At 63.6% G+C, this 12,182-nt stretch carries 7 protein-coding genes; 5 read left to right on the forward strand and 2 right to left on the reverse strand.

What is annotated here, in order from left to right; all coding sequences use genetic code 11:
• Positions 1-111 precede the first annotated feature (111 nt).
• A complete protein-coding gene (locus JMY24_RS06345) occupies positions 112-516 on the reverse strand; it encodes a heme-binding protein (RefSeq protein WP_128595042.1) in 405 nt (134 codons plus the stop codon).
• 394 nt (positions 517-910) lie between these two features.
• Here JMY24_RS06345 and JMY24_RS06350 point away from each other — a divergent pair, with 394 nt between their 5' ends.
• Positions 911-1,795 (forward strand): MOSC domain-containing protein, encoded by an 885-nt coding sequence (locus tag JMY24_RS06350; RefSeq protein WP_128595043.1) that lies wholly within the window; start codon positions 911-913, stop codon positions 1,793-1,795.
• 79 nt (positions 1,796-1,874) lie between these two features.
• Here the strand turns inward: JMY24_RS06350 and cobA are convergent, their stop codons facing one another.
• Entirely contained in the window at positions 1,875-2,654 is a 780-nt protein-coding gene (gene cobA, locus JMY24_RS06355; RefSeq protein ID WP_128595044.1) for a uroporphyrinogen-III C-methyltransferase, read from the reverse strand.
• Between the two features lie 778 nt (positions 2,655-3,432).
• On the opposite strand from cobA, the gene nirB reads away from it, so the two are divergent.
• From nirB to JMY24_RS06375, 4 genes are all read left to right on the forward strand, one after another.
• Positions 3,433-5,973 (forward strand): nitrite reductase large subunit NirB, encoded by a 2,541-nt coding sequence (nirB, locus tag JMY24_RS06360; RefSeq protein WP_201701540.1) that lies wholly within the window; start codon positions 3,433-3,435, stop codon positions 5,971-5,973.
• 32 nt (positions 5,974-6,005) lie between these two features.
• The gene (gene nirD / locus JMY24_RS06365) at positions 6,006-6,359 is read left to right on the forward strand and encodes a nitrite reductase small subunit NirD (RefSeq protein WP_128595045.1); all 354 of its coding nucleotides are present in this window, start codon (positions 6,006-6,008) and stop codon (positions 6,357-6,359) included.
• A 42-nt stretch (positions 6,360-6,401) separates the two neighbouring features.
• On the forward strand, positions 6,402-10,631 hold the full coding sequence (locus JMY24_RS06370) for a sulfite reductase subunit alpha (protein ID WP_128595046.1): 4,230 nt from the start codon (positions 6,402-6,404) through the stop codon (positions 10,629-10,631).
• A 179-nt stretch (positions 10,632-10,810) separates the two neighbouring features.
• Positions 10,811-12,178: an MFS transporter gene (locus JMY24_RS06375; protein WP_128595047.1), complete on the forward strand. Its 1,368-nt coding sequence runs from the start codon at positions 10,811-10,813 to the stop codon at positions 12,176-12,178.
• Positions 12,179-12,182 lie beyond the last annotated feature (4 nt).

Below are 12,182 nucleotides of genomic sequence, written 5' to 3' on the forward strand. Positions count from 1 at the left end.
GGGACGATCCTGTTTCGGATTGTTGCGTTTCGGGTCCAGGACAACGCAATCACGACGGCACTCGTGATTGCGCTCGCGTTGGCGATGGGTAGAGCCATCGCCATGGCTGACTCAGACGCCAAGCGCCTGAATGCCGGCCTTGGCGATCTGCGCATCCTGGTCGGACTTCACGCCCGATACACCGACCGCGCCGACCACCTGGCCTTCGACGATCACCGGCACGCCGCCTTCGAGCGTGCCGAGCAGCGGCGCGCTGAGAAACGCGGTGCGGCCGTTGTTGATCATGTCCTCGTACGCCTTGGTTTCGCGCCGTCCGATCGCGGAAGTGCGGGCTTTTTCAGTCGCGATGTACGAACTCGCGGGCGCACTGCCGTCCAGACGCAGCATGCCGAGCGGGTGGCCGCCGTCGTCGACCACGACGATTGCGACGGCCCACTTGTTTTTCTCGGCTTCCGCGCGCGCGGCTTCGAGGATCCGGGTCGTTTCGGCTACGGTCAACACGGGTTTGCTCAGCATAATCAATTTCCTGTCTCGTTCATTGTAGGGTGCGACGTGCAGGGACCGTGAAAGGCGAACGTCCGCGGCAGGTCCCTTGCGAATCAGCCTGATTGGGGATTCTACGTCCAAGCGCGATGTGAAGAAACGGCCTCCTTCAGTGGGACATCGGTGGCGCCAGCGGTGGCGCCTTCAGTGGCCACCTGTCATGGCCGGCGCCGAGCGGCGCATCAGAAGAGCGCCATGCGGGATTACCCGACGCAAAACGGCCCGAAACCGACGCCCGGCAGCGCCGTTCGAACACGGCCACAGCGCCGAACCGATCTACAATCGAGCCTTGATTCAAGACTTGCCATAAAAAAACGAGCGAGTGCGTGATCCGCCGCTCGCGCATTCAACGTCCACGCCCCACATCATGCCGACCATCAGCGAGCTTTTTGTCTATCCGATCAAATCCTGCGCGGGCATCGCGTTGAACGAAGCGCGCGTGTTGTCCACGGGCCTCGAATACGACCGCGGCTGGATGGCCGTCGACTCGAATGGCGCAATGCTCACGCAGCGCGCGTATCCACGCATGGCGCTGATCAAGGTCGAGATCGCTGCACAAGAACTGGTGATCCGCGCGCCCGGCATGAGCGAATTGCGTACGCCGCTCGACGCCGCGCTACTCGATACGGCGGCGAGGGTCGCGACCACGGTTTGGCGTGACGCGGCCTATGGACTCGACACCGGCGACGAATGCGCCGAGTGGTTCTCCGCATTTCTCGGCATGCCGGTGCGACTGTTGCGCTCAGATCCGCAGCGCGAGCGCATTGTCGATCCGGCTTATACGGAGAGTGTGGGCGGCGCCACCACGCTTTTCGCCGACGGCTTCCCACTGCTCGTGATCGGCCAGGCGTCGCTCGACGACCTGAACACGCGCCTGAATGCGAAGGGCGCACCGTCCATTCCGATCGATCGCTTTCGTCCGAACCTCGTGTTAAGCGGGCTCGATGCTTACGAAGAAGACTATGTTGAAACGCTGAGGGTGGACGATGCGACTGCGGACAGCGCGCAAGGTCTCGAACTGCGCCTTGTCAAACTTTGCGCACGCTGCCCGATGCCGACCATCGACCAGGCGAAGGGCGAGCGCGATCCCAACTGGCCGGACGAACCGACCGACACGATGAGCGTCTATCGTGCGAACCCGCAGCGAAACGGCGCAGTCACCTTCGGCAACAACGCGCTAGTGACGAGCGGGGCGGGCGCATGGCTGCGCGTCGGCCAGGCAGTCGAAGCAGAGCTGGGCTTTGGCGACTAGTGTATGTGCGGCCGCTGTTTGCAACGGTCGCGTTTCTATAGATGCGGTGGCGCTGGCGCTGGCGTGAAGTGCAACGCCCTCACGCGGCGCGAGCATGCGTCGCGTCATCGCGCGATGACGCATCTTGCGTCCAACCTGTCTCCACACTTTCACCGATCGCGCTGCCTATCAGTATGACCGCGGGACTGCCGAAGCCCGCATCTGTGGCATCGGCCGCGAGGCGGTCGAGGCGCGTCAGCAAGCGCCGCTCATTGGCGCCGCCAGCCCATTGAACGACCGCAGCCGGCGTCCCGGCAGGCAGGCTCGCGAGCAACGCGCTGGCGAGGCTGCCGATACGCCGCATCCCCATATAGATCGCGAGCGTCGTTCGGGTCGCCGCCAGTGCAGCCCAGTCCGGTTCGCCGTGATCTTCCGTGTGCGCGGTGACGAACGTGACGCCGTGACAATGACGGCGATGCGTGAGCGAAATGCCGAGCCCCGCCGCGGCAGCGAAGCCCGACGAGATGCCATTGACGATCTCGACAGGAATCCCCGCGTCGCGCAACGTCGCGAGTTCTTCACCGGCTCGGCCGAATAGCAGCGCTTCGCCGCCTTTCACGCGAACCACGTGCAGCCCCTTCTGCGCGTAACGCCGCATCAGGCGCTCGATAAACGCTTGTGGCGTCGAACGGCAGCCGCCGCGCTTGCCGACCCGAATCACGCGCGCTTGCGGCGCAAGCGTCACGATCTCGGGATTGACCAGATCGTCGAGCAGCACGACGTCTGCGGCGGCGAGGGCGTTCGCGGCTCGCACAGTGAGCAGATCCAGTTCTCCTGGCCCCGCGCTCAATAACGTGACCTTGCCCGAGTTCGTGTTCATCGCGATGTCCTTAGCTTCTCTCTGTGGCCGGCGGGCAGGGTGCCGCCGGCGCCAAACAAAAAACGGCGTCCGCCCGTGATGGTCACGAGGGGACGCCGTTGTCCGATGCTGCTCAGTTGCCGCTCACTTGCCGCTCATTGATTCGCAATCTGGCGAGGCACTGCGTTGTGTTTTGCCAGGTGATGCCGTCGAGTTGCGCCGGCTGCGTTGCCGGAGCGGTATTCATACGCCAACGTTTATGCAAGGAGCAGGCCAACGCCGCGCGAGGTGACGTCGGCGCGGCGTATCCGTTCGAGTCGAAGCTCCGGCGATGCGCGTTCCAACGCGTAGCCGACGCCCTGCCAGCCGCTCATTAACAGAGCGCGACGTGGCCCCGGGGCTCGCCGTGCTGGAATTGCATGCACCGGCCACGCGCCCGCTTTTGGCACGCGCACAGTGCTGCGTCGCACCATCGCTGTGCTGGCTTGCATCGAAATGCGTCGCGCGCCCGTGGCGTCGACGACTCGTGCAATTGTGCGCGAAGCCCCGCGCAATAGGGCGCACGTGCCACATTGCGTGCAATTGGCACAGCCCTTGCATTTAGTCGTGCCATCGGATCAACGTGGATCCGCCGCGAGTGCCATACAAAGCACTTGCCGCAGTACCAGGTCAGGACAACGGCGTCCCCCGAATTCAGTCATCGACTGGGTTCGCGGGACGCCGTTTTTATTTCCGGCGCCGCATTGCCGATGACGGCATGGCGGCGACCGATGCCCAGCACATTGAGGAAACCGCGGTCATGAAAATCATCGTTATCGGTCACGGGATGGTCGGTCACAAACTGGTCGAGTGTCTGGCGCAAGACGCCGCGCACGGCCTCGACATCACGGTGCTGTGCGAAGAATCGCGTCCGGCGTACGACCGCGTGCACCTCTCCGAGTTCTTTTCAGGCAAGACGGCGGACGACCTCTCGCTCGTCGAGCCAGGCTTCTTCGAACGCCAGAACGTGTTGCTCAAGCTCAACGCGAAGGCTGTCGCGATCGACCGCGCCGCGCGCACCGTGACGGTCTCGACCGGCGAGACGCTGCCGTACGACAAGCTCGTGTTCGCGACCGGCTCCTATCCGTTCGTCCCGCCGGTGCAGGGACGCGAGCGCACCGATTGCTTCGTTTATCGAACCATCGACGATCTGGAGGCGATGCAGGAGTGCGGCGCGCGCTCGAAGACCGGCACGGTGGTAGGCGGCGGGCTGCTGGGTCTCGAATGCGCGAAGGCGCTGCGCGATATGGGCCTGCAAACGCATGTGGTCGAATTCGCGCCGCGCCTGATGGCGGTCCAGGTCGACGAAGGCGGTGGCCGCGTGCTGCGCACGAAGATCGAAGAACTCGGCGTGACGGTGCACACGCAGAAGAACACCACGGCGATCGTCGACGGTGAAGAGGGCACGCACCGCATGCAGTTCGCGGACGGCACGCATCTCGACACTGACATGATCGTGTTCTCGGCGGGCATTCGTCCGCGCGACGACCTCGCGCGCGAAAGCGGGCTGACGCTCGGCGCGCGCGGCGGCATCGTGATCGACAACGCATGCCGCACGAGCGATCCGCACATCTATGCAATCGGCGAGTGCGCACTGTGGAACGGTCAGCTTTTCGGCCTCGTCGCGCCCGGCTACGACATGGCGCGCACGGTGGCAAAACAACTGCTGGGCGAGCCCGCCGAATTCGCGGGCGCCGACATGAGCACCAAACTCAAACTGATGGGCGTGGACGTCGCGAGTATCGGCGATGCGCATGGCAATACGCCGGGCAGCCGCGCGTATCAGTTCAGCGACGAGCGCAAGCAGATCTACAAGAAGCTCGTGGTCTCGGAGTGCGGCAAGTATCTGTTGGGCGGCGTGATGGTCGGCGACGCAAGCGAATACGGCACGCTGCTGCAGATGATGCTCAACCGCATCGGGCTACCGGAGTCCCCCGAATTTTTGATCCTGCCGCAAAGCGACGGCAAGGCGAAGCCGGGACTCGGCGTCGACGCGCTGCCGGACGCCGCGCAGATCTGCTCGTGCAACAACGTGTCGAAGGGCGACCTGTGCGCCGCCGTTTGCGCGGGCGCGACCGACATCGGCGCGCTCAAATGCGCAACTACCGCGGGCACTTCCTGCGGCGGTTGCGTGCCGCTCGTCACGCAGGTGATGAAGGCCGAGATGAAAAAGCAGGGCCTCGCGGTGAACAACCATGTGTGCGAGCACTTTGCGTATTCGCGCCAGGAGCTGTATCACATCGTGCGTGTGGAAGGCGTGCGCAGCTTCGGCGAACTGCTCGCGAAGCATGGCCACGGTCTCGGCTGCGATATCTGCAAGCCGGTGGTTGCCAGCATTCTTGCGTCGTGCTGGAACGAGTTCGTGCTGAAGAAAGAGCACGCGTCGTTGCAGGACACCAACGACTACTACCTCGCCAACATTCAGCGCGACGGCACGTATTCGGTCGTGCCGCGGATGGCGGGCGGCGAAGTCACGCCCGACGGTCTGATCGCCGTCGCTCAGGTCGCGAAAAAATACGGCCTCTATACGAAGATCACCGGCGGCCAGCGCGTCGACCTGTTCGGCGCGCGCGTCGAGCAACTGCCGTTCATCTGGGAAGAGCTGATCGCGGCCGGCTTCGAGTCGGGCCATGCATACGGCAAATCGCTGCGCACCGTGAAGTCGTGCGTCGGCTCGACGTGGTGCCGCTATGGCGTCGGCGATTCCGTGGGCCTCGCGGTCGAGCTGGAGAACCGCTATAAGGGCCTGCGCACGCCGCACAAGATCAAGTTCGGCGTCTCGGGCTGCACACGCGAATGCGCGGAAGCGCAGGGCAAGGACGTCGGCATCATCGCGACCGACAAGGGCTGGAACCTGTACGTGTGCGGCAACGGCGGCATGAAGCCGCGTCACGCGGAACTGCTCGCCTCCGACCTCGACCGCGATACGCTCGTGCGCTACATCGACCGCTTTCTGATGTTCTACGTGCGTACCGCCGACCGTCTGCAACGCACCAGCGTGTGGCGCGAGAACCTCGAAGGCGGGCTCCAGTATCTGATCGATGTGGTGGTCGACGACCACCTGGGCGTGGCCGACGAACTCGAAGCGGACATGCAGCGCGTGATCGACACCTACGAATGCGAGTGGAAGAAGGCGGTGACCGATCCCGAAACGCGCAAGCGCTTCCGCCATTTCGTCAATAGCGACCAGTCCGACAGCACCGTGAGCTTCGTCGAGGAACGCGGACAGATTCGCCCGGCGACGCACGACGAACGTCAATCGAAGCTTGCCGCCATTCCTGTCGTAGCCGAAACCGTTTGATTCTCTCGCGTCATTGAACAAGGAGTTCCGCCATGAGTAACGACCGCTTGCCGAAAACCTGGACGCCTGTGTGCACGCTCGACGACATCGTTCCGAACACGGGAGTCTGCGCGCTCGTCAACGGTGAACAGGTCGCCGTATTTCACGTGAACATGGACGAAGACAAGGCAGCCGTATACGCGATCGAAAACTTCGATCCGGGCTCGCACGCAGCGGTGCTCTCACGCGGCCTGATCGGCAGTCTCGGCGAGCGCGTGGTGGTCGCCTCGCCGATCTACAAGCATCACTTCGATCTGCGCACCGGCGAATGCCTTGAAACGCCGGCGCATTCGGTGAGCACGTTCCCCACGCGCGTGGAGAACGGCCAGGTGTGGGTCGCGGTTTGAGTCGCGCGGTTTCCACTAACTTATTGCTCGACGTTGCCCGCTATGTCTTCGACTAACGTAAAAACCGTGTGCCCGTACTGCGGCGTTGGCTGCGGCATGGTGCTGCACGTCGAGGACGGACAGGTCGTCAAGATTTCCGGCGACAAGGAGCATCCTGCGAACTTCGGGCGTCTCTGCACGAAAGGGCAATCGGCGCACGTCGCGTTGCGCAAGTCGGGTCGTCTGGAAGGCGCATTCGTGCGTCACGCGCGCGGCCAGGACCCGGCGCCGCTGCCGATGGCGCAAGCGATCACCGACACCGCCGCGCGCTTGCGCAAGCTGCTCGACGAACACGGACCGGACGCGTTGTCGTTTTACGTGTCGGGCCAGATGTCGATAGAAGCGCAGTACCTCGTGAACAAGCTCGCCAAAGGCTTTGTTCGCACCAACAACATCGAATCGAATTCCCGCTTGTGCATGGCGAGCGCGGGCAGCGGCTACAAGCTCTCGCTCGGTGCGGACGGTCCGCCGGGATCGTACGACGATATCGACCACGCCGATCTGTTCTTCGTGATCGGCGCAAATATGGCCGACTGTCACCCGATTCTGTTTTTGCGCATGATGGACCGCGTGAAGGCCGGTGCAAAACTGATCGTTGTCGATCCACGCCGCAACGCGACCGCGGAGAAGGCGGACCTGTTCCTGCAGATCAAGCCCGGCACCGACCTCGCGCTGCTCAACGGCCTCTTGCATCTGCTGCACGAAAACGGCCATACGGACAGCGCTTTTATCGACGAGCACACCGTTGGCTGGGACGCGATGCCCGCGTTTCTCGCCGACTACACACCCGAGAACGTCGCGCAAATCACGGGCCTTTGCGTCGACGACATCCGCCGCGCCGCGGCAATGATCGGAAACGCGAAGGAGTGGATGAGCTGCTGGACCATGGGCCTCAATCAGAGCACGCATGGCACATGGCATACGAACGCGATCTGCAACCTGCATCTCGCGACGGGCAAGATCTGCCGCCGCGGCAGCGGACCGTTCTCGTTGACCGGGCAGCCCAATGCTATGGGCGGTCGCGAAATGGGCTACATGGGACCAGGCTTGCCGGGGCAGCGATCCGTATTGGTCGACGAAGACCGAGCGTTTATCGAAGACCTGTGGAGCATTCCGAAGGGCACGTTGCGTACTGAGGTCGGCAACGGCACCATCGACATGTTCGCGCGTATGGCCGCGGGCGAGATCAAGGCTTGCTGGATCATCTGCACGAATCCGGTCGCGAGCGTCGCGAACCGGCAGAACGCCATTGCCGGTTTGAGCGCGGCGGAACTCGTAATCGCGCAGGACGCGTTCCTCGATACCGAGACGAACCGTTACGCGGATGTGCTATTGCCTGGCGCGCTGTGGGCCGAAGCCGAAGGCGTGATGATCAACTCCGAGCGCAATCTCACGTTGATGCAAAAGGGCATCGAGCCGCCAGGCGCGGCGTTGCCAGACTGGCAGATCATCGCGCGAATTGCCTGCGAAATGGGCTTTGCTAACGCGTTCAGCTACGCAAGCGCCGAAGAAGTTTTCGCGGAAATCACGCGCGCGTCGAATCCGAAAACCGGTTACGACCTGCGCGGTGCGAGCCATCGCCGCCTGAAGGAAACACCCTTGCAATGGCCGCTGGCATCCGACGATTGCGCCGGGCGCAATCCGCTTCGCTACATCAACGACGGCGTTAATCAGCCGCTCCTGCAGCGAGCCGACGGCACGCGTGCGCGGCTCGTGTTTCCGACGGCGAGCGGCCGCGCAATGTTCTTTGCGCGCGCCTTCGCGGCGCCGGCCGAGTTGCCGGATCGCGAATTTCCGGTCGTGCTGAACACGGGCCGCTTGCAGCATCAATGGCACACGATGACGAAGACCGGCAAAGTGGCGATGCTCAATAAGCTGAACCCGGGTCCGTTCGTCGAGATTCATCCGGAAGACGCCGTCACGCTCGGCATCAAACCGAAAGACCCGGTGGAAATCCGCTCGCGTCGCGGCCGCGCGGTTCTGCCCGCAGTGGTGAGCGATCGCGTGAGCGCGGGCAATTGCTTCGCACCGATGCACTGGAACGATGTTTTCGGCGACGACCTGTGCATCAACGCGGTGACGAGCGACGCAATCGATCCGGTCTCGCAGCAGCCCGAACTGAAGTTCTGCGCAGTTGCGCTAAGCCGCGTGGAGCACGACACCGTGCAGCCCGATCCGGCTGAGGACGGCGGCACGCTGGCCGAACTGGCGGCAGAAGGCGAGGCGGCGCGCGGCTCGATGAGTGGCGCCGCGAGCGGCGCGTCATCCACCGAACTGCCGGCAAGCGCGAGGGAAGCAAACATGCCGCGTATCGAAGCACTCACGAATCTCCTTCAATTGCCGGCGGTGCCGACGCCGTCGTTCAATGACCGCGAGCGTGCGTATCTTGCTGGCTTCGTCAGCGGACTGCGTTCGGCGGAAGCACACGGCATCGATGCCGTGCCGGTTCTGCCGGGTAGCGCGCCGTTCGACTCCACGAACCGTCTGTACGTGGACGGCTTGCTCGCGGGTCTCTATAGCCGCGGCGCCACGCACGCGAGCGCAGCGAATGCGACGCTGAACCACGCACATGCGGACACGCAGGAGTCCGGCGTGCGAATCGTGCGCACGCGCCCGAAGGTCACGTTGCTGTGGGCTTCGCAAACGGGTAACACCGAATCGCTCACCGAGCGTTACGCGACGCGTCTGATGGAATCCCGATTCGAAATCCGTACCTCGTGCATGGCCGACTATGCGGTGTCGACGCTCGCAAAAGCGCAGTACGTGCTGCTGATGACGAGCACCTTCGGCGACGGCGACGCGCCCGACAACGCGCAAGGTTTCTGGACGCAATTGTGCGCCGATGGCGCGCCGCGTCTCGACGGTGTGCGCTTCGCAGTGCTCGCGCTCGGCGATCGCACTTACGACCAGTTCTGCGGCTACGGCCGCCGGCTCGACGAACGTCTCGCCGCGCAGGGTGCGCTGCGTCTGATGGAGCGCATCGATTGCGACGGCGAATATCAGGAAAGCGCGGACGCGTGGCTCGAACGCGTGATCGTGCGAATCAACGAAGAAGATGCCGCGCTGCATGCGGTGCCGCCGGACGGCATGATCAACGCAGTGGTGCCGGGCGCCGTGCCGACCAAGACGCGTCCCGCCGCTTCGCGGCTCGTCACCAACCTTCGTTTGAACAAGCAGGGCGCGGCGAAGGACACGCGCTACTTCTCGCTTAGCGTGGGCGACTCGGGCCTCGAATACGAAGCGGGCGACGCGCTCGGCGTGTGGCCGAGCAACTGCCCGGAACTGGTCGAAGAACTGATCGAACTCGTAGGCGTGAGCGCGGATACGCCGGTGCATGTTGCGAGTGCGGGCGAGATGCGACTCGCGGATGCCCTTGGCAAACACTACGAGATTGCACGTCCGAATCCGGACGCGCTCACCTTCATCGCATCGCGCAGCAGCAACGGCGCGCTACGCGAACTGCTCACGCCCGAGCGCCGCACCGACCTCAAGCAGTGGCTGTGGGGCCAACAGCTTGCGGACGTTCTGCACGAGTTTCCCGTGAAGCTCTCCGCGACCGAATTGACGGGCATGCTCAAGCGCCTGCAGCCGCGCTTGTATTCGATTGCGTCGAGCCCGAAAGCGCATCCGGGCGAAGTCCATCTGACGGTATCGGCTGTGCGTTACAACAATGGCCGGCGTCATCGCAAAGGCGTCTCGTCGACGTTTCTTGCGGACCGTGCTGGCGACGTGAACGTGCCGGTGTTCGTGCAGAAGTCGGCGCACTTTCGTCCTCCTCATCAATCCGATACGCCGATGATCATGGTCGGTCCCGGCACCGGCGTTGCACCGTTTCGCGGCTTTCTGCACGAGCGCCGTGCACGCGGGGACAAGGGACGCAACTGGCTCTTCTTCGGCGAGCAACATGCCGCGAGCGATTTCTACTATCGCGACGAACTCGAAGCACTGCGCGACAGCGGAGTGCTGACTCGCCTCGACGTGGCTTTCTCGCGCGATCAAGCCGACAAGATCTATGTGCAGGACCGCATGCGCGAGCACGGCGCTCAGCTGTGGGCATGGCTCGAAGAGGGCGCACATTTCTACGTATGCGGCGACGCGAATCGCATGGCGCGCGATGTCGACGCCGCGCTGAAAGAAGTGGTGGCAAAACACGGCGGCATGAGCGATGACAACGCCAGCGAATACGTGAGCCGCCTCGCGCGGGAAAAACGCTACGCACGCGACGTTTATTGAGCGCGATGCGCGCATCGGATTCAAGCTTCAACGAGTACGCAGTTCTGCATTAAAGATCGGGCCCGCATGGCATAGACGTTGCATAGATAACGCGGGTTCCAACATAGTGATCATTCCGGTGCGTGACGATGCATGCGGTCAGCCGAATGATCTGAAAATCAGTTTAGTGAGGATGTCTGATGAAAAACGTGATGCGCTCCCTTAAGAGTGGAGACTGGCGCGCGCTGGTAGCGTGTTTCCTCTATTTCGATACCGGCTTCACGGTCTGGGTGCTATATGGCCCGCTCGCGCCGTTCATCAGCAAGAGCATCTCGATGACCCCCGCGCAGCAAGGTCTGCTCGTCGCTGTGCCTGTTCTATCCGCAGCGATCTTGCGGGTGACGCTCGGCAACCTCTATCAATCGGCGCATGGTAAGCGCATTGCGTTGCTCGGCGTGCTGCTCTCGGCCGTGCCGACCATTGTGTTGCCGGCGCTGCCGTTCGTTCCGTCGTACACGCTGCTGCTCGTGCTCGGTGTGTTCCTCGGCGTGGGCGGTGCGAGCTTCGCCGTTGCATTGCCGATGGCCGGCAGCAACTATCCGCCGAAGGTCCAGGGTCTCGTGCTGGGACTCGCCGCCGCGGGGAACATCGGCGCGGTGCTCGACGGTTTCCTGTTCCCGCAACTCGCCACTCACTACGGCTGGCAGGCCGCAACGGGCGGTGCGTTGCCCTTGCTCGCTATCGCCGGGATCACGCTGTACTTCTGGGCGAACGACTCCGGCGTGAAGACGGGCAGCGTGCTGCGCGCATTCGGCAGCTTCGTGGTGACGCTCGTCGGCTTGATCGTGCTCGTGCTGCTGGTCGAAGCGGGCATCTTCGGTTCGGGCAAGACCGGTGTGCTGCTGTTGCCGGTGATCGGCGCGCTGCTTGCCATCGCGGTGCTGCCCAAGCGTTATCGCGCGGTGCTGGCGGAGCGCGACACGTGGGTCATCATGCTCGTCTATAGCATCACGTTCGGGGGTTTCGTGGGTATGTCCTCGTATGTGTCGCTGCTGCTTACCAATCTCTATCAACTGTCGAAGATCGATGCGGGCCTCTTCATGGCGCTTCTCGCCGCGACCGGCGCGCTCGTGCGTCCGCTTGGCGGCCTGATCGCGGACAAGGTCTCCGGCGTGCGCGCACTGACCGTGCTGCTCGCCATCATCTCGGTGTGCGACTTCGTATTCGCCGCGGTCATGCCTACGCTCGCGGGCGGCATTGCGCTGCTGCTTTGCCTGTACCTCGCCTTTGGCCTCGGCAATGGCGCGACGTTCCAGCTCGTGCCGCATCGCTGGGCCGGCCGCACCGGCCTGATGTCGGGCATCGTCGGCGCGGCGGGCGGCATTGGCGGTTTCTATCTGCCTGTCGTGATGGGCATGGCGAAGGAAAGCACCGGTTCATATCAGATGGGCTTTGCCACCTTCGGCGCGCTGGCCGCCTGTGCGTTTGTCGCAATCGTCGCGCTGCGCCGGCCGTGGATGGCGTGGTCGATGCAATCGGGCGTGATGCACGCTCATGCAACCGAGTAAGGCA

This window comes from Paraburkholderia kirstenboschensis (assembly GCF_904848585.1).
GTDB lineage: Bacteria > Pseudomonadota > Gammaproteobacteria > Burkholderiales > Burkholderiaceae > Paraburkholderia > Paraburkholderia kirstenboschensis.

Bases quoted from the DNA above. Each gene is read 5' to 3' on its own strand.
- nirD (WP_128595045.1), top strand. From the start codon at position 6,006: ATGAGTAACGACCGCTTGCCGAAAACCTGGACGCCTGTGTGCACGCTC.
- JMY24_RS06375 (WP_128595047.1), top strand. From the start codon at position 10,811: ATGAAAAACGTGATGCGCTCCCTTAAGAGTGGAGACTGGCGCGCGCTG.
- JMY24_RS06345 (WP_128595042.1), bottom strand. From the start codon at position 516: ATGCTGAGCAAACCCGTGTTGACCGTAGCCGAAACGACCCGGATCCTC.
- JMY24_RS06350 (WP_128595043.1), top strand. From the start codon at position 911: ATGCCGACCATCAGCGAGCTTTTTGTCTATCCGATCAAATCCTGCGCG.
- cobA (WP_128595044.1), bottom strand. From the start codon at position 2,654: ATGAACACGAACTCGGGCAAGGTCACGTTATTGAGCGCGGGGCCAGGA.
- JMY24_RS06370 (WP_128595046.1), top strand. From the start codon at position 6,402: ATGTCTTCGACTAACGTAAAAACCGTGTGCCCGTACTGCGGCGTTGGC.
- nirB (WP_201701540.1), top strand. From the start codon at position 3,433: ATGAAAATCATCGTTATCGGTCACGGGATGGTCGGTCACAAACTGGTC.